Source organism: Legionella lansingensis (assembly GCF_900187355.1).
Taxonomy (GTDB): domain Bacteria; phylum Pseudomonadota; class Gammaproteobacteria; order Legionellales; family Legionellaceae; genus Tatlockia; species Tatlockia lansingensis.
On record NZ_LT906451.1, the window covers coordinates 20,230 to 41,585 of the forward strand.

The following is a 21,356-nucleotide window of genomic DNA, read 5'->3' on the forward strand; positions in this document are numbered from 1 at the left end:
TTGACCACGGTATCCAGCGATCCGTAATGAACCATGGATACCGTGGTCAAGCCACGGTAATTCGATGTTTTGATTTGTTAAATTAAACGCTTGAAGATCGAATTATAAATAATAAATAAACACCAGATTCCGCAGAAAGGTTATTTGATGGAAGAGTCGAAAAGTAAATCCCAGAAAAAACGCGATGCAGACGCTTTGCAGAAAATCGGCGTAAAGTTAATCGCTTTGAGTTCTAACAAACTAGATACTTTGCCCCTGCCTGCTAATTTGCGTCAAGCCATTATGGATGCTAAAACCATCAAAAGCCATGGTGCGATAAGACGTCAGGCGCAGTTGATAGGCAAACTAATGCGAGCTGCTGATAGTGAAGCGATTTTAACTGCCTATCAAAGTATTGTTGCTGAAGATAGTGCACAGACTGCGGCTTTTCATGATCTTGAAGAATGGCGTGAAAGACTTATCGATGACGAAGGGAATGAGGCGCTGACGGAATTTTTGAGTATCTATCAACCAGCAGACATGCAGCAACTCAGACAATTGATTAAGAAAGCCAAAGAAGAAAGAATTACCAACAAGTCCAGCGGGGCTGCGAAGGCATTATTTCGATTTTTAAGGTCGTGCTTGTGATGAAATACCCATTGTTTATCAGTTGTCCAAAAGGATTAGAGTATCTTCTTGAAGAAGAAGTGAAATCTTTAGGTTTACACGTTACTCGCATTAGTCCCCAAGGCGTTTATGGTGAAGTAGAAGACATTGCGATTATCTATCAACTTTGTCTATGGTCACGATTAGCTAATCGTGTCCAGCTTTTATTGTTTAGTGGTGAAGCACACAATGAGCAAAGTTTATATAAGTTATGTAATATATTCCCCTGGCAAACGGTCTTTACAGCGGATAAATCGTTAGCGATAGAGTTTCATGGTACATCAACACATATCCGTAACTCCATGTTTGGGGCGCAAGTGGTTAAAGATGGAATCGTTGATCATTTTCGTCAATTTAAAGGTTTACGTCCCTCGGTTGAGCGAGGAAATCCGCAAATACGCCTGCATGCCCATTTAAAGAATGATATTGTTACCGTTAGCTACGATTTAACCGGATACAGTTTGCATCAGCGTGGCTATCGAACGCAGGCTGGAGAGGCTCCTTTAAAAGAAAATGTTGCTGCAGCCATGCTCATACGTGCGAGATGGCCACAGTTAGCAGCAAAAGGCTATAGTTTGCATGATCCCTTTTGTGGTTCTGGAACCATTGTTATTGAAGCGGCTATGATGGCAAGCCAGATTGCTCCCGGTTTATTGCGCCAAGACCAATCGTTAATCCATTGGGCACAGCACCAACCCTCTTTATGGGAGAAGGTAAGGACTTTGGCATTGCAGCAGGTGAAGCCGTTGCGAGTAAAGCTTAAAGGAACGGACAGCCATACCAAAGCAATTAAAATTGCCCACGCGAATGCCGAGCGAGCTGGTGTACTGCCCTTAGTGGAGTTTGCCGTTGCTCCCATTAATGATGCTAAACCGGCTTATGAAAAAGGTTTGGTGATTTGTAATCCACCTTATGGAGAACGCTTGGGAAATGTTACTCAACTTGTTCCCATTTATCAGCAACTCGGTGCGACTCTCCATGCCCATTATCAGGGATGGCATGCAGCTGTACTGACTTCAGGTGCAATGCTGGCTAAGGCTATGGGATTGCGTTCAGACAAACAATATACATTGTTTAATGGACCATTAGAGTGCAAATTATATTGCATAAACCTTGAACCTGAAAATCGACTAAAAGGGAAAGGGGGGGCATCCTCAGGTTCGCAAATGCTAGCAAACCGCTTACGTAAGAATCATCAACACTTACAAAAATGGGCTAAGCGTAATCATATCACTTGCTATCGAGTTTATGATGCCGACCTCCCCGAATATGCTTATGCCATTGACCTCTACAATGATTATGCCGTGCTTCAGGAATATGCCGCACCTGCAAACATTCCTGCCCATAAAGCGGAAAAACGCAGTTTGGAGGTTATTCAAATTGTGCCCCAGGTTTTGGGGATTGCTGCTGATAAACTTGTCGTTAAACAACGAAAGCCTCAAAAAGGGAGCAGTCAATACCAAAAAATGGAAGAAACAAAGCACAGCATAACCGTTGTCGAAGGTAACGCTAAATTAAAAGTAAATCTTTATGATTATCTTGATACGGGATTATTCCTCGATCATCGTCTATTACGTATGCGCTTTGCTCAATTAAAACCTGGCACCCGCTTTCTTAATTGTTTTTGTTACACCGCGAGTGCAAGTGTTCATGCAGCATTAGCCGGTGCAATGACCACGAATGTTGATTTGTCAAAAACATATTTAAAATGGGCGCAAGATAATTTCAAACTCAATCAACTGGATTTATCACAACATCAATTTGTACATGATGACTGCATGGAATGGTTAAAAATCACTCGTGATAAATTTGACGTGATTTTTCTTGATCCTCCCAGTTTTTCCAATTCTAAACGCATGAAACAAACCTTGGATGTGCAGCGCGATCAAGAAATGTTGATTGAGGCTGCGATGCGATTATTAAATCCAGAAGGTATTTTGTATTTTTCTACGAATTTAAAACAATTCAAGCTATCGGCTGCAATTACAGAAAAATATGAGGTCCGCAACATCAGCGCTGAAACGATTGATCTAGATTTCAAGCGTAGCAAGCGCATTCATCATTGTTTTATGATTACCAAAAAAAATTAGCTACTGTGTGTCATCCATGTTCGAATCTTTCTTCTGATCTGGATTTGTCGTTGCTGTTACAGCTTCTTCATCATGGATCGCTGCGTGCAATTTTTGCATCCTTCCTGCCTTGAATAAAAGTTCTGCGGTTAAATATAAAGGAGCGACCAAGGCTTGCCAAAGATTGTCGAGGAGAGCAGGACGCTTTCCTTCCATATAATGGCCCGCCAATTGCAATATCCAACCCAGGACAAATAAGATAACAAACGTCCATAGTGCTCCCGATGTTGGGCCAGCCCAGCTGATAAAGTTAGTTATCCATAATATGAAAATGAAAATAGGCACGAGTACCAAACCGAGGCGCCAATTTAAATACAAGTAATAAATAAGCGTGACCACTGTTGCTATTTCTGCAAGCGTAGAATCCAAAACGCCTGGAACAATAAGATGAAAGAAACCTAAAAAAATCATTAATGAAAAAATAATTAATGGAATTCCGACCAGATGAGTATAAAAAGTAATGGGTTTTTGATGATATTCAGCATAGAACTTAGCTTGTTCAATAAATGATTTCATTTGATCATCCTTGAAAAAGTTTAAAATTAATCGTTGAAACAGAAATGGTTAGTCACTTACTAGTTTAGGATCAGACGCTTTAGTTTAAAAGCCCTACAAGCATTTAAATTATTTCATTCTTGCCTCTTTTTGTACAATTTGTTATCATTCGGTGCCGCTACTTAAAAGTATCGCTATGAAATATATTAAGATTTTTATTGCATTATTTTTGCTAAATGTAGGTATTGTTAGTGCTCAAGAGCCCAGCTTGCGTGATAAAATCGGGCAGTTGCTTATTGTTGGCTTTGATGGAAAAGAAGTAAATGAGCAATCACCTATTGTGAAAGCAATTGACGAAGTTAACATCGGGGGAGTCATTTTATTTGATTACAACTATCGTACCCAAAGCTTCGATAAAAATATTGTCAATCCTGCTCAAGTTAAAAAACTAAATGAACAGTTGCAATCTGCTAATCAAAAAGCAAATGACAAGCATCATCGCCCGCAAGTACCTTTAATCATTTCAGTCGATTATGAAGGTGGCGCGGTTAACCGCTTGAGATCGGAATATGGTTTTCCACAAACCGTCTCTGCTGTCGATATTGGTAAAATGACGCCTGAAGAAGCAAATGAAGTCGCTCATTTAATGGGTAAAACATTGGTGGATTCAGGTTTTAATTTAGATTTTGCCCCCGATGTGGATGTCAACGTCAATCCAGATAATCCAATTATTGGTTTGCTAGGACGAAGTTTTTCAGAGAGTCCAACACTTGTTGCTCTTTATGCCGGAATTTACTCTCAGGATTTTCTGTATCATGGCGTTCAATGTGCCTATAAACATTTCCCAGGCCACGGTAGCTCTAATACAGACTCGCATTTGGGGTTTGTGGATGTAACAGATTCGTGGCAGGAGCTGGAGTTAGAACCGTATAGATTGCTACTTAATAGTGAGACAAGTTGCGGCATGATCATGACCGCCCATATCATTAATCGTAAATTGGATGAGTCTGGTTTGCCTGCAACGTTATCTCATAAAGTACTCACGGAAATTTTACGTGGTGACTTGCAATTTACAGGTGTGGTTGTGACCGATGATATGCAAATGAAGGCGATCAGTGAAAATTTTGGATTGCAACAAGCGGTTACTTTAGCACTTAATGCTGGCGCTGACATGCTGTTATTTGGTAATCAGCTTGTGGAAAAGCCACAGGATCCTAAGGAAATCGTTGACATCATTGAAGAGAAGGTAAAATCAGGAGAAATCAGCAAGGATAGAATTAATGAAGCTTATCGTCGTGTCCTTGCCTTTAAAAAATCACATAGACAGAAATTTAGCTAGGCTATTTTTTTGCAATTGGGTATAGTATTGCTCCATCTAGGGGTGAGATTCGTCGAAATTTAAGGGAAGAAATGAGATGAAAGAACGTAAAGAACGTAAAAATACCACAAATACATTTGGCATTCGCCGGGGAATTGTTGCTGAAGGCAAAGAAGCACTGATTAGATTAAATTTTAATGGTCTTGGTAAAAGCAATAACCAAATCCCGCAAGCTGTTGACGAGAAATATAGTATTCGTCAAGGTATTGTCACCGAAAGCAAAGAAGAACTTATTCGATTAAAATTCAATGGCCTTGGTATACCAAAAAACCATGACTCTATCTCCTTACCTCACGATGAAAAAAAAGATAATCGCCTTCAACACAATTCACCGGAACCAAAAAGAATAACCCAAATCAAAAAAGAGGAATCTGCTTCGACTAGAGCTAAGACCCCTGACTTGATTCATCTTACAAAGTCCAGACCAAAGATCCCAGCTCGTAGAAAGCCAACCCGAAGAGGCACAACTTTCTTTGATTCTGCAACGGAAAAAAGTTTGGAATTGTCAGAATCAACTATCCACCTAGACGATCTCAAGCAAGCTATCTTGGCTGCTGAAAAAAAATATCATGAGTATTACCAATTAGGCACAGAATCTCGTCAACCTAATGGTTGGTTCAGTCGATTTTGGTTTCGTCACGGAAGTGTGGGACAGGAAAAAGCTGGGGCTTTTCTTGATAATATAACGCTTAAGTCCTCATCTGCTCTTTTGACAAAACTGGGTGCGTTTCTGAATCACTCTGAGACAAGATACAATAATCATTCTTTTGCTTCTTACACCTTAGATGAACTATGCACTTTGCTTCAGGTTAAGCGTAGAAAGCAATACGATGTTGCTTTTGCAAATCAAATTCTTACAAAGTTAAACCAATTAATCAGAGACGAACCAGTGGCAGACACCATTGAAAAAGGTAGGGAAAACATATTGCTGACGCAGTAGGTAACTGGGAGATGAGGTCTTTTAGCAGTCTAGCTAAAGGGTGATCTTTGTTATGGAGGTCCTTCACCAAGCTTATGGTCCTCCTCCTTCGTTTCAACAGGCTCAGTTGGGATTTTTTTGAATACCAACAAATCACCTTTAACAGCTTCTTTAACAGGAAGCTCACTTTTTGGACCAGAATGAACTAAGTTTGACTGCAATAAGTTAGCTATTTCTGTATGTCCTAAATAATCAGCCAGCTCTTTTGCAGTAACCTCTAAAATTTTTCCCTCTGGTTTGATTTCGTAGGTGGCTTTTAAATCAAGTCGAGCACCAGCCTTAAGCAAAGACTTAACTTGTTCAATATTCTTAGTAAGGACAGCTTGATGCAGAAGCGTGCAGTTCTCTTTATTAATAATGTAGGGAGGATGATAGTTCGTTTCATTAGAAATAAGTCGAGGATGCCCAGAGATAGGTTTTTCCAATGAAGCTATTATTTTTAAGAGTTTCCCTTCGTTTGCTAATTCAATCTTGCTCGAATGATACTTACCAGGAAAGATATCAAAGAGTGTGGAGCACCCATCGTACACAAGAACAGCAGTATTCGCTTTTTTATCAACATAATACATCTTCCAATCCTTAGTACTTACATAAGCCGTATTTGTTTTAAAAGGTATAGCCAATAATGTCTCTGTAGTAACGGGGTCATCCAAATAGCATAAGCTGAAGTTTTCTAATTCTTTCATGTTTTGAGAATAAGCTTGTTGGTGGTTAACGTCACCATATTTAATATTTTCCTCAAATACATCCAGTTCACCGGAGTTATGCGTTCTCTGAAGCCAATAAAATAAACCACCGTTATTGGTGTAATAGGACTTGTAACTTTGCTTTTTGACTCCCATTTCTTTTGCAAAATAAGGCACAGGCTCTTGAGGTGCTCTAAATACAGATAAGTTGCCAAACCCAGGGTCTTCTTTCCAGGCATCAAAAATCGCCAGCATGTTAGAATCAGCACGCTTAGGCGAATACATCATGTAGAAATCATTTGAATTTTGAAAACCAGATTTAGCCGTTGTTACAGTAGGTTCACCGGGTAAAGAAACGGTTTTTCCCTTTTCAGGGGAAACATTCGTATCGAAAAAATAGCCCCCTTGGCTTGCCAACAAAAATAATGATAATAGATCTTTTAATTTAACTCTTTCCGTTACCTCGTTTAAAGAGGTGGTGTTCATAAAATCACGAACAAACTTAGCGCGGTCAGCTAATTCACCATCTTGTTCTTTTTTTAAGAGATCCTCTATAGAACAAACCTCTACTATATCAATACCTTCCTCTGCAAATTGCTTTTGGTAAAATAGTTTATGTTTTTCTAAGCACCAGAATTTGATTGTGTAACTATCTTGGCCTTTCTCACGCTGCACTTGTAGTTGTTTAGCCATCTTAATTGGGCCTGCGATATCATGACCTGCAATAACTTGAGGATCTATTTTGCTCGGAGAACCGACCCATAAATAATGTATGATTTCTTTACTTACCGGCATGCGCGTTTATAATTTGGTTAATTTGGTTAAATTATAGCATGAGTCAGATTTTCATATCTGAAATGATTTGTGAGATAAAACTGAGGTTCTGTTGCTAATAAAACTAGCTTGATATTTATTATCTTCACGCATTGGCTATGGTATAGTAAATGTTCTAAAATCAACCAAGGCATGATGCCCATGTCCAATGTTCGAATAATATTAGGGAATTATATTGAGGTTCTAAAACGAAAGCTTTTCCTAAGGCCTGCGGACTCTAACTCAGAGCCCCAGCCCTCTTATGCTGAACAATTTACAGCCGAGTCAAGGGATATCACAAGCGACATTTTGACAGATCTACATCGTAATACCTTTGTAAATTCAAATCATAGGACGTTTAAAGATCACGTGACTACTTGGCTGGCACCAAATACCTCTAAAGCTTACACTCAGGGGAATATTACTGCTTCATTGTATTCCATGATTTTGAAGGGATTTATTCTATTTAATCCGAAATTTGTTAAAGTGGGGAGCAAACGCAAAGACAATAACAGAGAAGAGTATCACGACGATAAAGTCAGATTTAACTTGAGCTTTGCTTTTTATGATGATAATGGCATTCCATGTGGTGTAAATATCTCCTATTCAACACTTGACCCAGAGTTATGGACTGCCGCTATTATACGCAATACAACGACCGAACCTGAACTTAGAAAGGTATTAATAATAAGCCCCGAAGATATTATTGATGCCCCAGAGGATAAATTAACTGCGCCAGCGAAAGCGGCTGACTTTTTTTTAAATTTTTTGCAATCCAAACAAATTAAGAAGCTGCTAACTGATGTTTTCTTAGCCGATGGAACGGTTAATCTTCAGAGTCTCAAGACATTACAGCCACGCTACGTCCCAAAACAGCCTGAGGATCAGAAAAGACGATTGACCACTTTAAGATGGCAGGAGGGTGTGGTCAAAAAGTGGATGTTAACCGAAGCACAATTTCAACGGCTAAAAATAGCTTTAGAGCAAAAACAACAACAAAATCTCAGGCAAGCCCATGCATGGTATGAATCAGTCCTTCTTCTCTGGCATGAAGAAAAGATGGTTATTACTGAAAATAGATTAAAAAACTTGCACAAGCCATTGGATAAGAAGGCCAAACAATCCTTTTTACAACGACATGTCAATTTCAAAAACGCATTAGTCAATTTGATTATCTTGATGGTGTTGTTTTCCGTGATTTTGATCTGTGCAATGATGGAGGTCATTTCCGCTGGGATGGCGACGTTGTTTTTAGTGGGAGTGGGTGCTGCAATTGCTGGTCTTATGGTGAGGGTTGGTATGCGGGTACATCATGAGGAAGAGGAATTATCAGCGTATCAGCAACAGTTAGCAATGGAAACTGAGGTCATTATACGGTCGACTTTGGCAAATTATCAAAGGAAGTTGCAAGAAATTAATACAAAAATTGATATTAGCCATCTGAAGCAACCCTATTTTAGCTTTGAGATTCTGGAGGAAATAACGAAAGAGGCAGGTATCAATATCGAAAATAAGCCTGAGCAAGTGCAAAGAGCAGTTTTAGCAGCAGACTTCACGTCTGAAGAATTCACTAAACTTTGCAAAAGCTTGCAAGAAATGGCACAGATTGCTTCTCCTGTGTCCGCATCTAATAATGAATTGCCGGGCGATGTTGCACCCTGGCGATTTTCTAATAAAGAGCTTATCGCTGCTAATATATCCCTACCGGGCACAAGATCGCAGGATCCTAAAGTAAGAATGAGAGAGATATCAGAGGCAGAAACAAGTAAGGGACCAAACCGCTAGACTTGTAAGACACTTGCTAGTAATTGCTGTGTATAAGAATGTTGTGGATGTTTTAAAATTTGCTCACAAGAACCAGCCTCTACTGCTTTCCCTTGATACATGACCAGTACATCGTCAGCGATATAAGAAACTACTCCCATGTTGTGAGTAATGAATAAATAGGATAAAGCCGTTTCTTGCTGTAGTGTTTTGAGCAAGTTGAGAATCTGAGCTTGCACAGAGACATCCAAAGCACTGGTCGGTTCATCACAAATGAGAAGTTCCGGCTCAGTGGCAAGAGCTCTAGCAATACAGATCCGTTGACGTTGTCCTCCTGAGAATTGATGAGGATAACGATGCATGCTATTGCGCGGTAGATTTACCTGCTCAAGTAGCATGTGTTGTTTCTTGCGAATCAAAGAAGAAGGGAAACCTTGCGCCAGCATACCCTCAGCCAAGATTTCCGCGACCGTCATGCGAGGATTCATGGAGGAAAAGGGATCCTGGAATATTATTTGGACTCTCTTGCGATAATCTCGTAGGCGCTCACCATGCAAGGCTCTCACATCTATATCTCGATAAGTGATCTTGCCAGCAGTAATCGGTAGTAAACGCAATAGTGCTCGACTCGCTGTGGTTTTTCCACAGCCAGACTCACCAACTAATGCTAATGTTTTGCCTTGGTATAAATCAAACGATAAACCATCAACAGCTTTTATCATTTCCGCGTTGCGGCTAAATAGTCTCCTTTGGGTAGTAAAATAAACTGCCAAATTTTTTACGGAAAGCAAGCGCTTATCACTTCCTAACTCAGTCTCCCAATCCTTCTCCTGGGCAGGTAAGGGGGGCGGCTTATCCAGATCTGGATATAAATGACAACGTACAATGCCTTTCTCCACCGGTTGCAATTGTGGCTCCACCTTATCGCAAACTGCAAAGGCGTGGGCACAACGAGGATGAAAGCGACAACCTGTTGGTAGCGCATCCAGAGTGGGCACAGCTCCCGGGATGGTTTGCAGGTGCTGATGACGTTTATTAAATGTTGGGAGGGAAGCAAGAAGTTGCTGGGAATAAGGATGTTTGACTTGAGTAAAAAAATTCTTTACGGTCGCTTGTTCGACAACTTGTCCTGCATATAAGACGCAGACCCGATCGGCGACTGCTTTTACTACACCCAAATCATGAGTAATCAGCAGCATACTCATATGATACTGTCGCTGTAATTTCTTAAGTAGGGTTAAAATTTGTGCTTGAATGGTTACGTCAAGGGCCGTTGTTGGCTCGTCTGCAATTAATATTTCTGGACTGCTCGCCAAAGCCATGGCGATGACCACCCTTTGTTTTTGGCCACCGGACAATTGGTGAGGGTATTGGCGCAGACGAAGATGGGGTTTCGGAATTTCTACTTCCTCAAGTAGTGCAATTAGACGCTCTTTTCGCTGTTGGCTAGTTAGTTTTTCGTTCTTTGGCAATGCTTCGGCCAATTGCTCGCCTATGGTTAATACAGGATTTAAGGCTGTCATCGGTTCTTGGAAAATCATTGCGAGCCGGCGTCCACGTATGTTTCTCATCATGGATTCCGGTAGCAGCAATAAATCACGACCTTTAACATTGATCTGGCTTGCATTTCCATAGACAGCATGGAGAGGTAAAAGCCGCATAAGAGCTAAGGACGTCAAAGACTTGCCGCAACCTGACTCACCCAAAAGAGCCAGAGTTTCCCCTGGGTGAAGAAAAAAACTCACATTATCCACAGCAATGATACGGTGCTCTGTTGTTTGAAAAGCCACAGTAAGTTGCTTAACATCAGCGAGTTTAGTCATGAGCAATGGAATAGATAAGAAAGCAACACTCTAGCAAGAGTCGATCTCATGAGCAACTAGACTCTACTGCAGCGAGTTTCGAAAGAAGTCTAATGATTAAAAATCAATCTCAAAGTATCTGGGGTCATAAGCATAACAATGCAAATAAAATTTTTGCTCATTTAATTCAACGCGTATTCGCAGCATATCTAGATTAGCAAGGAAGGGTTCTCTTACAAGATGACAGACACGGTATGTGCCACCAACAAAAACCAAATGATAGGCGGATAGTGTACTATCGTAGCTGTTTGGAAAACTATAATATTCACCATGTGGCTGTAGAACAACAGGTGGGCGAACAATAATAATTCTTTCTGCGGAATTAACGGTGCTAAATCCTAATAAAAAAAGACAGAGTAAATGGGTAATTATCCTTTTCACTATGTCTCTCCTTGAGAGAGTGTCACTGTACTCGTTTCATTTGCGTCCTATTGGTTTGTTAATTATAGCGCGAGTTAAATTTTTTTTTAGCAGGGCCGATATGATCATAGGGTATTTCATCTTGGTGATATCATGAAAGAAAAACATTATGCCTATAAAGTGATAAGCAAATCCTCCGGCCTGGTCTGCACGCAGGCGGAGTTCACAGAAGACAAGATGCTAGATTTATTAATAGATATTCAAAAGAATCGCTCTGAGGGTATTTATTGGATTTTAAAACAGCGAGACGATCAAGCCCAAGAGCCACTTTGTATTATCGATTGCTATCATAATCGAATTTATTACCATTATTCTGGTGAAGTAGAAGAGATTGCTACGACCATTAAAAAACTTAGTAAATAATCACCAGCTAATTCTCTGGATTTTTTAGCTTAATCGCATTGGATGCTGGCTCTCAGCGGCCAGATCAATCACCGGGGCAGGTACTCCTGGGGTAATAGCACTAGCTATCCCTCTTGCTATCTTATCAATCAAGCAAACACCTAGACAGCTTCCGCCTACAAAAGGTAAGAAGAAGAGACCATAGTATGTAGCTGTGGTGGTTGCTGTGGCTTCAGTGGCTTCCAAGAGCGGAGTTCCAATGATTAAATAAATCCCAGTAAAAAAGGTCCCACTCAAGCACATTAATGTTTTGCTAAAACAACGGTCTTTACTCAAGGAATCTTTCTTTTTATTGACCATCTCTTTACGTTTATTATCCATGCTTACATACTGTTTTTCAGCTTCTTGAGTAAGTAAATCGATTTGAGGTTGGACATATTTAGTTTGAATAGCTGGCAAAAGAGGCTTATCAAAGAACCGTAAAAACATTTTAGGATTTATCTTCTGAACTTCTTTTGCTGCGAGCTCCGCTAACGACAGTATGTTTTGTGAATTTATTTCTTTTGTTTCTGTAGTCATTTTAAGCCATGTTCAAGACGGGGACACCAATTATAATGCACAATTAATGCTGATTAGCTACTTTTAGGTGAAGAGAAGAATGTTAAATCGTATCCATCACACGGCAATTATTTGCTCTGACTATGACAAGTCAAAATATTTCTACACGAAGATCTTGGGGTTAGAAATCATCCGTGAACGTTATCGCGCTGATCGCCAATCGTATAAATTAGATCTTGCACTTCATGGACAGTACATTATTGAACTCTTTTCGTTCCCTACCCCACCTAGAAGGTTATCGTGGCCGGAAGCTGCAGGATTAAGACACCTCGCATTCGAGGTAGATGATTTGACACAGGTGCTTCATTATTTAAGTAAAAAGAAGGTGCAAGCTGAACCAATCAGGATAGATGAGGTGACGCAAAAGGCATTTACGTTTATTTTTGATCCAGATGAATTACCTATTGAGTTATATGAAAAATGAGAGGCTCTCAGGCCATCATTATTTTCATGCTTTATTACTAACTTTGCTTGTTGTAATCTGAGCTTTACCGTCATTCTAACAAGGATAGTTATGGCTAAAATTATTTGTGTGCTTTATGAGGATCCTGTTACTGGCTACCCGAAATCTTATGCTCGAGATGATCTCCCCAAAATTCAATGCTATCCCGATGGTCAGACGTTACCAACACCAAAACATATCGATTTTAAACCAGGTCATTTATTAGGCTCTGTTTCCGGTGAGCTTGGTTTGCGTCGGTTTCTGGAAGAAGAAGGACATACGTTCATTGTGACCTCAGATAAAGACGGACCTAATTCTCATTTTGAAAAAGAATTACCCGATGCTGAGATCGTGATTTCACAACCATTTTGGCCTGCTTATCTCACGGCTGAACGAATTGCCAAAGCGAAGCATCTAAAATTGGCGATTACAGCGGGGATTGGTTCAGATCATGTTGATCTGCAAGCGGCTATAAAGAAAGGGATCACTGTTGCTGAGGTTACTTATTGCAACAGCAATAGTGTGGCTGAGCACAACGTTATGATGATCTTAGCCTTAGCACGTAATTATATCCCCTCTTACCAATGGGTCATTAAGAAAGGCTGGAATATTGCAGATTGCGTTGCTAGGGCTTATGACATTGAAGGGATGACAGTGGGTATCGTTGGTGCTGGTCGTATTGGTTTGGGAACGATGCGTCGATTAAAAGCTTTCGACGTGAAATTGCATTACACAGATAGGCATCGCTTGCCGGAAACAACAGAAAAGGAATTAAGGGTGAGCTATCATGCAAATGTAGAATCGATGGTGCCACAATGTGATGTGGTATGCATATGTTGTCCATTGCATCCTGAGACAGAACATCTCTTTGATGCAAAACTTATTAGTCAAATGAAGCGCGGAGCTTACCTCATTAATACTGCGCGCGGTAAAATTTGTGATCGTGATGCCATCGTTAAAGCGCTCGAGACGGAGCATCTTGCAGGGTATGCAGGAGATGTTTGGTTTCCGCAACCTGCGCCACAAGACCATCCTTGGCGAACCATGCCAAATCATGGCATGACACCGCATGTGGCTGGGACAACGCTTTCTGCTCAGACGCGTTATGCAGCGGGTGTTCGGGAGATACTCGAATGCTATTTTGCAAAAAAGCCCATTCGTAAGGAATATTTAATTGTTGAAAAGGGCAAACTCGCAGGTAGCGGAGCACATTCATACAGCCCCGGAAATGCAACAAAAGGTTCGGAAGCTGCTGTTAATTATTTCATCTAGTTTAATGCGATTGACTAAAGAAGGATGGCTGAGAAAAACGATGACACAAAAAGCAAAATGTGTTTCACAGGTGAAGCTACATGAAGGTTATCTTCGGCTCGCTAATTATGAATTCGAAATACCTAGCTTTCATTTGCCCCAAAAAAACCTCCATATAAGTAACCGCGAAATTGTGCATAGTTCCGATTCCATTTTGGTGCTAATCTATGCACCGGCCAGTGATAGTTTCATTTTATGTCAAGAATTTAGGCCTGGGGTTTTCTTAAATGAGAGTCAGGATGATCCTTTTATCCTGGAATGTGTCTCAGGTACCATTGAGAAAAACACAAATCCCAGGGACACTGCAATAAAAGAAGTCTATGAAGAAACTGGGCTTAAAGTAGAAGCCCTTAAGCTTATTGCCATTGTTTATAAAAGCCCAGGTCTTATGACAGAAAAATGCTACCTTTATTACACGGAAGTTAAAGGTATACCCGCCGTTGGGCTTCATGGTGTAGACAGTGAGGAAATAAAGACCCACTGTCTTAAACGAGAGAAGGTGTATCAATTAATGGATGAAATAAAAATCATGGACTCTGCAAGTTTAATTGCCTTAAATTGGTTTCGTGCAAATGCACTTGGACCTAAGGATTCTTGATTACGCTTGCTCAATTTAACTCATATTTGATACCATTGCGAGCAAATTGCTCCTATTAAATAAACAATGAAAACTTTAAGAAAATATTTTGCTTTGCTAATCACCGGCCCCTTAGTAGGGTTTTATATCTTTTTTTCCAAACATTGGCTAATTAATAGTTTGATTGCACTTTCTACAGCAACAACGCTTATGATGCTACTCCCAGTATCTTTGCCGGTTCTTGTCTGCAGTTTTCTTGCAGGATATGCTGCTTCAGCCGCGACATTAGGAGTAGTACAACAAATAACTGCCTTTTTTTACAATTGGCGTCTTAATCAATGCGAAATGATGGTTGCCCCCATCGTTCCTGAAATCAGCTATGCCGCCTATAAAGGAATTCTTCACGCCAACACCAAGATAGCTGAAGTTGAGGATTATCAAAAGCACCCCGAGTCTTTTTATGGAAGAAAAGCCGCTGATTTTTTATTAGCCAGTGCAGGTCATTTTTCATGCCGAGGAAGATGCATGCCCATAACTTGGGAAATGAAAGAAGAAGCCAATACCGAAAATTCTTGCTGTATTTAGCAACTACACTGGCTTGGATCTTCTGGTCAAGCCGAAGGATGACAGAGGTATGTCACATTGATAGTTAGTTCCAATAAAATTTTCTCTCTAATATTAGCCCACATTAGCATCATTGCGGCAGCAAATACGCTGGTTCAATATCCTTTTATGCTTTTTGGTTTTCGTACAACTTGGGGTGCTTTTAGTTATCCACTCATTTTTATTCTCACCGATTTAACAACGAGACTGCTAGGGCAACAAGTTGCTAGAAAGGTTATTTATATTGCTATGCTTCCAGGGCTGTTTTGCTCCTACTTTATTTCCAATTTCTATGCTCATAATGATTTGCTAAGTTATAACCCTGGTGCATTGCGTGTCGCTTTCGCCAGTTTTTGTGCATATGTCCTTGGGCAATTGCTTGATATCGCTATTTTTCAAAGATTCAGGCAGCAGCAAAAATGGTGGGTGGCTCCAAGTATTTCTAATGTTTTTGGTAATTTTTTTGATACGTATTGCTTCTTTTTTATTGCCTTCTATCAGAGTGATAATGTATTTTTGAGTACTCATTGGCCAGAAATTGCCATAGTCGATTTGATTTTCAAATTAATGATTAGTCTGATTTCTTTTGTACCTCTTTACGGTTTTATTCTGAAGTTAGTGTTGCAGGCAAAAACGGTTGAGGAGAGCTATCAATGAAGCTATTCTTTTTTGGTGAAGGCAATCCTGCATTACCTCAGCGTCTCTGTATTTACATTCTTAGTTTGGCTGAAGAAAAAGATTTATGTTGCTTTTCATCGGTAAACAAGACATGGAAAGATACTGTCGAAACAACAAAGCGTAATCAGACGTTGCTTCCATATATGAAACGCATTCCCCAATTGACTGTGTATAACTTGGGTCAGTTAGGCATTTATGCCATGCCCGGGGGCATGACAAACAGCACGTTTAAAATCCGACTCAAAAAGCAAACACAATGGGTGTTGCGTATCCCGGGTAAGGGCTCTTCAGTGTTCCTTGAGCGCTCTGATGAGTTTCATAATGCCAGGCAAGCCGCAGAGTTAGAACTTAATGTCATCATTGATTTCTTTGATCCTCAAGATGGTCTACAGTTAACTCGCTATCTTGCAAATAATAGACCTCTACTGGAAGAGCTAAAAACCAATCCTTTAATTCTAAAAACTGTCGTGGCGGTACTTAAAAGTTTACATAACTCTACCCCGTTTCATAACAGCGTGAATGTTTTTTCCCGCAACACAAAATTATTAGAGACCTTGAAAATAACTCGACCTGACATCCTATCTCATGAGATTGTTTCGATTGAAGAGAAAATGGGAGAGATAGAGCGCTTAATTAATTGCTACCAGATTGAACGGTCACCTTGTCACAACGATACTACGCCAGGCAATTTTTTAGTTACCGCAGATAAAAAAGTAAAATTATTGGATTGGGAATATTCTGCAAATAACGACAAAGTACTTGATATAGTGTACTTACTCTGGGAAGCTAAATTGCCACGTGAGCAGGTTGAAATTTTGATTAGCAGTTATTTTGGTAAGTGCGATGACAAACTTTTAGCTTGGTTTGAGGTATATAAGCCTGTAATAGGCTGGTGGTATACGATTTGGTCATGGACGCAAATAGCCAATACCGCAAATGCTTGTGGGCTTGATGATTATCAAAAACTCTCTATTCTCAGTTATGAGGCCACTCAGGAGTGTTTAGCAACGAACGCCTTTAAAGACGCTTTTTCCCTACTCCAAAGTGAAACTCAGCAACCGACGTTTACACACTTGAGAGGCTTTTAGAGTTCTGTGATTTATACTTCATTCAGACTTATCTTTCTTGCGACAGCAGCAAAGAAATAAATTATAAAGCCAGGCAATAATGACCCCACCGATGAATGAATCTATAAATGCGATCAAACCACCTAGAAAGCTTCCCAAAATAGTCGGTTGGTAACCCACATACAAAACCCCTACCGCAGTCACAAAAGGTCTTCCATATTCATAAAACGTTGCTATCAAGCCTAAGAGCAATATGGAAACTCCCCAAATGACGCCTAGACTTAAGCCCAAGGCAACGGGACTTAATTTGCATTTCTCCATGATGATCGTCCGATGATAGCTTGTAATTTCATTATAGTCTAGCTTGATCAATTTTTGAGGCTAATTGCTTGTTGTTAATCGTTTTTTCTGTGGGTTCGTTTTGAGAAGCTTGCATCGAAGCACTCTCAAGATTCAGAAGATCCTGCCATGGATGAGGTATCCTGGCCCTTGCAATGGCAAAACCAGGACAATAGCTAAAAAGGTTGCGTAGTTATGCAAGAATGTATCTTCTCATCTATACTCTTTAGTTCTTCTAATCTTTCCTTAGTAGGATTTTTTTTCATCTCATTTGTTAATGAATTAAAAAGAAACATTAGTTTTTCTATTTCAGGGTTTCTTTTTATTTTTTTTTCCCCACTCAAATCCGACTTATCAAAATTAGACTCGTTCTTTGTTTGTTCTTTTGTTGCTTTCACGTCCCCTCCTTAATTTTTGGGAAAAATAAAAAACAAATTTGGCTAATATATACCATTATGTATACAAAAAAGCTGCATATATGCAGCTTTTTTTTAGGAACAATAAAAAACACACTATAAATTAGACTCAAATGATGATACATGCTCTTTTTGTAAGCTGTTGTTATTGTCGTTTTCCTTAAATTGACTAAAGAATGAATAGCCCCAAGTATTTTTTAATGCAGCTAACTTAGCATCACGCTTTGTTCCTGTTTGTGCTACATGTTCGGCAAGTCTCGTAGAGGACGACTCAAGTCTATCGATTTCCTTTTCAACTTTATCTGTTTTTTTACTTAAGCGACTTAACTCATCTTCTGCATAAATAACTACAGAGTTAACATTCCCTCGTTTCTCAAGCTCTCTAGTGGTTTGCTTCGCATCATCATTATTTTGAACATTCAAAAAAGACTTAACCTGTTCTTTTTGTCGCTCATTAGGGTTAACGAAAAAAGAAATGATTTTTTCTTTAACTAATCCAAAGAGAGTTTGTTCTTTATTAATAGCTTCTTGAGCTTCCTTAACTTTAGAAAGAATCCCTTCATATTTAGTCATTTCATTTTTGTACTCGAGTAGCTTTTCACTCTTATTTATTATTTTTTCTCGAATATCATGGTTTGCATAAACATCTTTACTATAGGTTAGTTCAAGATCATTTATTTCTTTCTCAAGTTGAGCTATTTTTTCTTTTTGATTTTTTACTTGTTCATAAATAAATGCAGCGATTATTGCAAGAATCAGTAATAGTCCATAGCTAGAGATTTTCTCTACTACTTGTTTGCTAACACGTCCATCTTTTGCCATATAAGTAAATGCTTGTTCTAATTTGGAAAAAGCATAACCTCTGAGTGGGTATTCAATAATATTTATTGAATCGCCAAGGTATGTACGTACTTTAGCAAATGATGAGTCCAGAATCTTAGCTGCTGCTTCTTTGGGAGATACAGTTTCAGCTGTAATAATCACTGGCATTACAGGTGTAGATTCAAATTGTGCCTTTAGTTTTTGATAATTTAAAACGTCTTGTTGATATCTCTGCTGTTCAATACCTTCTAATTCGGCAGCTTTAGCTTGTATTTCAAGCCACTTTGGATCACTATTTTTAATAGTTTTTGTTGAGTAGGGAGAACGTATTGTTGGTACTGTTGGTACTTGTCTTATGGTTTTTATTCCAGTTGGTAAAGTTGTACTACATACTTTGGTAAACATAAAAAACTCCTAAATTAAATTAATAACTTTTGCAGCTGATGTCCCCTTGTATGTACCCAATTCAATTTGCCCTATGAGAAACATCTTGTGCAAAACGCGGGCATAGTAGCAATAAAATATTAAGTAAGAGTTAAGACGGTCGCTCTTTTTGAAAGCTCTCTTTGTACTGGACAAAAAAATTTATGAGCAATCTGGCAGGCGCCAGCATAGTAAAATGGTTAAGAAGTCATTTTCAGTGTTGTTTCACACATGACCTTTACCTATAATCCGATTTCCCATTTATTTTAAGGAAAGCCTCTAACATGAAAAAAGTTGTATTTTTATTAACTAGCTTATTCATTGTCAGTGCCCAAGCAAAGGAATCATTGTGCGGTTATCGCGATTATTTCCATCTTGATGATCAATCACATCCCAGCATTTTTATTGTTAGTGCAAACAGCACGAGGGACATTTATTTGCAAGTTATTGGTCCCAGAAGTTTTGAAATAAGGGACACCGAGCGCTGTCAGGATGGTTATGCTCATATTACTGTTGCTTATGATGCTTATAACTGGTGTGTACTTGATATTAAAGATGGTCCTTTTATGATGCACCCTTCAGTAAGTGCCTCTTGCAGCGGCATGATTTATAAAGGCACCACTTACGACGGATTTAACACATACTCCTATACCATTAAACTAGATTAACCCTTTACTTTTGTAAAACATAGGTTCCGGGAGCGGGAGGCAAAGACGGATCAAGTTTAGGCGCAGGGATACGTTTGGGAGAAGAGTATTTTTCTAGCCATTCGTGCCAAGCCACCCACCAGGAGCCTTTTTTTCGCTGGGCAAGGATAAGCCAGTGATCAGGGCCAATGTAAATGGAATTCCTTTTACGTTCGCGAATGCGGTAAGAACGACCTTTATGTCCTGGTTCGCTGACGATCCCCGCATTATGACCACCGGAGGTCAATACAAAAGTAATGTTATTATTCATCATTAAATGAATCTTATATACTGAACGCCATGGCGCCACATGATCCGTTTCTGTGCTGACGGAAAAGGTGGGTAAGCGAATATTTTCTGCAACGATAGGTTTGCCTTCAATGGCAAAGCGCCCAGCGGCGAAGTCATTCTTCAAAAAAAGCCGCTCGAGATATTCACTGTGCATTTTATAAGGCATGCGTGTTGCATCTGAGTTCCAGGCAAGTAAATCAATCATGCCGCGTTGTGTGCCGACCATGTAATCATGGATCATTTTTGACCATATGAGATCGTAGGAACGAAGCATTTGGAACGATCCTGCCATTTGTTTGGTATCGAGATAACCTTTCTCCCACATCATGTTTTTTAAAAAAGCCACTTCACTTTCAGTAACAAAAAGCATTAATTCACCGGCTTCACTAAAGTCTCCTTGAGCGGCCAGAAGAGAAAGCGTATTTAGTCGATTATCACCCTCTCTTGCCATGATCGCAGCAGAAATCATAGCCAAAGTTCCTCCCAAACAATAACCCATTAAATTAATCTTGGTTTTTGGGATGATATGAGAAACGGCATTAATAGCTGCCATGGCACCCAGTCGATGATAATCATCCAGACCTATCTCTCTGTCCCTGCTACGAGGGTTTTTCCAGGAAACAATAAAGACAGTATGCCCCTTTGATACAAGCCATCTAACCAGTGAATTATGAGGAGATAGATCAAGGATATAATATTTCATGATCCAGGCAGGCAAGATTAAAATGGGTTCTTTATAAACCGTTTTTGTTGTTGCTTCGTATTGCAAAAGTTCAATGAGATGATTGCGATAAACCACTTTGCCGGGGGTAACAGCAACGTGTTCTCCAGGTACGAAGTGCTCAACGCCTGCTGGGGGAATACCAAATAGCTGCTCAAGCCTATCTTGAATGGCGAGTTTGGTTCCATGAAACAAGTTCAAGCCCCAGGTACTTATGGTGTCCCTAAGGAGATCAGGGTTGGTCGCCACAAAGTTGGAAGGTGATAGAGCATCGATAATCTGGCGAGCACAAAAGGAGACGGTACGTTCCACATGCGATGGAACGCCTGGGATATTGGTAGTAGCTCGCCGCCACCAGTCTTCAAATTGCAGGAAATTTTCAGCATAAATTTCCCATGGCCAAGATTGCCAACTATCCGTATGAAAGCGGACGTCCCTACCATCTCCAGGACGCACATGACAAAGGATTTTATTCGTACAGTCTTGGGTGTGGAAAGCAGGATAAAGAGCAAGCTCTAAGAGGCGACCTGGGCACATGGCCAGCTGAGATAACCAAGAGAAATAGGCTGTAGCGAGAGCAGCAGGACTTATTCCAGCAGTCATCTTCGCTATAACGGCTTGATAGGATTTATCAAGCAGGTTAAAGAATTCATCTAGCTCTTCAGAAGTGATTGGCGTCTCACAAATATCACAATAGTCTCCATTGCGTATAACAGGTCCAAATTGAGACAAAATGGCTGCCTCTTCAATGGGAACTTTCCTTCTGGTAGCTGCCATGGCCGATGTCCTCTTCCATGTCTTTCATAAATTAAATGGAGATAAATATAAAATAGTACAAAACTTGCTATT

Annotated in this window: 22 protein-coding genes; 13 read left to right on the forward strand and 9 right to left on the reverse strand. The window is 39.9% G+C overall.

Going from position 1 to position 21,356, the window contains the following annotated elements:
- Positions 1–147 precede the first annotated feature (147 nt).
- The gene (gene yjgA / locus CKV79_RS00075; protein WP_028372510.1) at positions 148–627 is read left to right on the forward strand and encodes a ribosome biogenesis factor YjgA; all 480 of its coding nucleotides are present in this window, start codon (positions 148–150) and stop codon (positions 625–627) included.
- Positions 627–2,735, forward strand: coding sequence for a bifunctional 23S rRNA (guanine(2069)-N(7))-methyltransferase RlmK/23S rRNA (guanine(2445)-N(2))-methyltransferase RlmL (rlmKL, locus tag CKV79_RS00080; protein WP_028372511.1), 2,109 nt, complete (start codon positions 627–629; stop codon positions 2,733–2,735). The genes yjgA and rlmKL overlap by 1 nt, the downstream gene beginning before the upstream one ends.
- On the opposite strand, the gene CKV79_RS00085 is transcribed toward rlmKL, so the two are convergent.
- Positions 2,736–3,290 carry an Mpo1 family 2-hydroxy fatty acid dioxygenase gene (locus tag CKV79_RS00085; protein WP_028372512.1) on the reverse strand — a complete coding sequence of 185 codons (555 nt, stop codon included), beginning with the start codon at positions 3,288–3,290 and terminating at the stop codon, positions 2,736–2,738.
- A gap of 175 nt (positions 3,291–3,465) precedes the next feature.
- Here CKV79_RS00085 and CKV79_RS00090 point away from each other — a divergent pair, with 175 nt between their 5' ends.
- Together CKV79_RS00090 and CKV79_RS00095 are read left to right on the forward strand one after the other, a co-directional pair.
- Positions 3,466–4,608 (forward strand): glycoside hydrolase family 3 protein, encoded by a 1,143-nt coding sequence (locus tag CKV79_RS00090; protein WP_028372513.1) that lies wholly within the window; start codon positions 3,466–3,468, stop codon positions 4,606–4,608.
- A gap of 76 nt (positions 4,609–4,684) precedes the next feature.
- Entirely contained in the window at positions 4,685–5,587 is a 903-nt protein-coding gene (locus CKV79_RS00095; protein ID WP_028372514.1) for a hypothetical protein, read from the forward strand.
- A 50-nt stretch (positions 5,588–5,637) separates the two neighbouring features.
- Here CKV79_RS00095 and CKV79_RS00100 read toward each other — a convergent pair whose 3' ends face one another.
- Positions 5,638–7,005 carry a hypothetical protein gene (locus tag CKV79_RS00100; RefSeq protein ID WP_157737118.1) on the reverse strand — a complete coding sequence of 456 codons (1,368 nt, stop codon included), beginning with the start codon at positions 7,003–7,005 and terminating at the stop codon, positions 5,638–5,640.
- 489 nt (positions 7,006–7,494) lie between these two features.
- On the opposite strand from CKV79_RS00100, the gene CKV79_RS00105 reads away from it, so the two are divergent.
- Positions 7,495–8,910 carry a hypothetical protein gene (locus CKV79_RS00105; RefSeq protein ID WP_131796055.1) on the forward strand — a complete coding sequence of 472 codons (1,416 nt, stop codon included), beginning with the start codon at positions 7,495–7,497 and terminating at the stop codon, positions 8,908–8,910.
- Here the strand turns inward: CKV79_RS00105 and CKV79_RS00110 are convergent.
- Positions 8,907–10,712, reverse strand: coding sequence for an ABC transporter ATP-binding protein (locus CKV79_RS00110; protein ID WP_028372517.1), 1,806 nt, complete (start codon positions 10,710–10,712; stop codon positions 8,907–8,909). The two genes, CKV79_RS00105 and CKV79_RS00110, sit on opposite strands and share 4 nt — an antisense overlap.
- A 96-nt stretch (positions 10,713–10,808) precedes the next feature.
- Positions 10,809–11,132: a hypothetical protein gene (locus CKV79_RS00115; protein WP_028372518.1), complete on the reverse strand. Its 324-nt coding sequence runs from the start codon at positions 11,130–11,132 to the stop codon at positions 10,809–10,811.
- A 132-nt stretch (positions 11,133–11,264) separates the two neighbouring features.
- On the opposite strand from CKV79_RS00115, the gene CKV79_RS00120 reads away from it, so the two are divergent.
- Entirely contained in the window at positions 11,265–11,534 is a 270-nt protein-coding gene (locus CKV79_RS00120; RefSeq protein WP_028372519.1) for a hypothetical protein, read from the forward strand.
- Between the two features lie 24 nt (positions 11,535–11,558).
- On the opposite strand, the gene CKV79_RS00125 is transcribed toward CKV79_RS00120, so the two are convergent.
- Positions 11,559–12,092 (reverse strand): hypothetical protein, encoded by a 534-nt coding sequence (locus CKV79_RS00125; RefSeq protein WP_028372520.1) that lies wholly within the window; start codon positions 12,090–12,092, stop codon positions 11,559–11,561.
- 79 nt (positions 12,093–12,171) lie between these two features.
- Between CKV79_RS00125 and gloA2 the strand changes: the two genes are divergently transcribed.
- The 6 genes from gloA2 (at position 12,172) to CKV79_RS00155 (ending at position 16,830) form a co-directional block, all read left to right on the forward strand.
- Positions 12,172–12,555 (forward strand): SMU1112c/YaeR family gloxylase I-like metalloprotein, encoded by a 384-nt coding sequence (gene gloA2 / locus CKV79_RS00130; protein WP_028372521.1) that lies wholly within the window; start codon positions 12,172–12,174, stop codon positions 12,553–12,555.
- Between the two features lie 90 nt (positions 12,556–12,645).
- Positions 12,646–13,845 carry an NAD-dependent formate dehydrogenase gene (locus CKV79_RS00135; protein ID WP_028372522.1) on the forward strand — a complete coding sequence of 400 codons (1,200 nt, stop codon included), beginning with the start codon at positions 12,646–12,648 and terminating at the stop codon, positions 13,843–13,845.
- A 40-nt stretch (positions 13,846–13,885) separates the two neighbouring features.
- The gene (locus CKV79_RS00140; protein WP_028372523.1) at positions 13,886–14,482 is read left to right on the forward strand and encodes an NUDIX domain-containing protein; all 597 of its coding nucleotides are present in this window, start codon (positions 13,886–13,888) and stop codon (positions 14,480–14,482) included.
- A gap of 66 nt (positions 14,483–14,548) precedes the next feature.
- The gene (locus CKV79_RS00145) at positions 14,549–15,046 is read left to right on the forward strand and encodes a hypothetical protein (RefSeq protein WP_028372524.1); all 498 of its coding nucleotides are present in this window, start codon (positions 14,549–14,551) and stop codon (positions 15,044–15,046) included.
- A gap of 57 nt (positions 15,047–15,103) precedes the next feature.
- Entirely contained in the window at positions 15,104–15,721 is a 618-nt protein-coding gene (locus CKV79_RS00150; RefSeq protein ID WP_028372525.1) for a 7-cyano-7-deazaguanine/7-aminomethyl-7-deazaguanine transporter, read from the forward strand.
- Positions 15,718–16,830, forward strand: coding sequence for a phosphotransferase (locus CKV79_RS00155; RefSeq protein ID WP_028372526.1), 1,113 nt, complete (start codon positions 15,718–15,720; stop codon positions 16,828–16,830). Before CKV79_RS00150 ends, CKV79_RS00155 begins: the two co-directional genes overlap by 4 nt.
- An 18-nt stretch (positions 16,831–16,848) precedes the next feature.
- On the opposite strand, the gene CKV79_RS00160 is transcribed toward CKV79_RS00155, so the two are convergent.
- The 3 genes from CKV79_RS00160 to CKV79_RS00170 form a co-directional block, all read right to left on the reverse strand.
- Entirely contained in the window at positions 16,849–17,130 is a 282-nt protein-coding gene (locus tag CKV79_RS00160) for a bacteriophage holin (RefSeq protein WP_028372527.1), read from the reverse strand.
- Between the two features lie 194 nt (positions 17,131–17,324).
- Positions 17,325–17,546 (reverse strand): hypothetical protein, encoded by a 222-nt coding sequence (locus tag CKV79_RS00165; RefSeq protein ID WP_028372528.1) that lies wholly within the window; start codon positions 17,544–17,546, stop codon positions 17,325–17,327.
- Between the two features lie 114 nt (positions 17,547–17,660).
- Positions 17,661–18,791, reverse strand: a complete 1,131-nt coding sequence (locus tag CKV79_RS00170; protein ID WP_028372529.1) for a bestrophin-like domain — start codon at positions 18,789–18,791, stop codon at positions 17,661–17,663.
- Between the two features lie 302 nt (positions 18,792–19,093).
- Here CKV79_RS00170 and CKV79_RS00175 point away from each other — a divergent pair, with 302 nt between their 5' ends.
- The gene (locus CKV79_RS00175; RefSeq protein WP_028372530.1) at positions 19,094–19,477 is read left to right on the forward strand and encodes a hypothetical protein; all 384 of its coding nucleotides are present in this window, start codon (positions 19,094–19,096) and stop codon (positions 19,475–19,477) included.
- Positions 19,478–19,481: 4 nt separating this feature from the next.
- On the opposite strand, the gene CKV79_RS00180 is transcribed toward CKV79_RS00175, so the two are convergent.
- A complete protein-coding gene (locus CKV79_RS00180; RefSeq protein WP_028372531.1) occupies positions 19,482–21,284 on the reverse strand; it encodes a PHA/PHB synthase family protein in 1,803 nt (600 codons plus the stop codon).
- Positions 21,285–21,356: the final 72 nt, after the last annotated feature.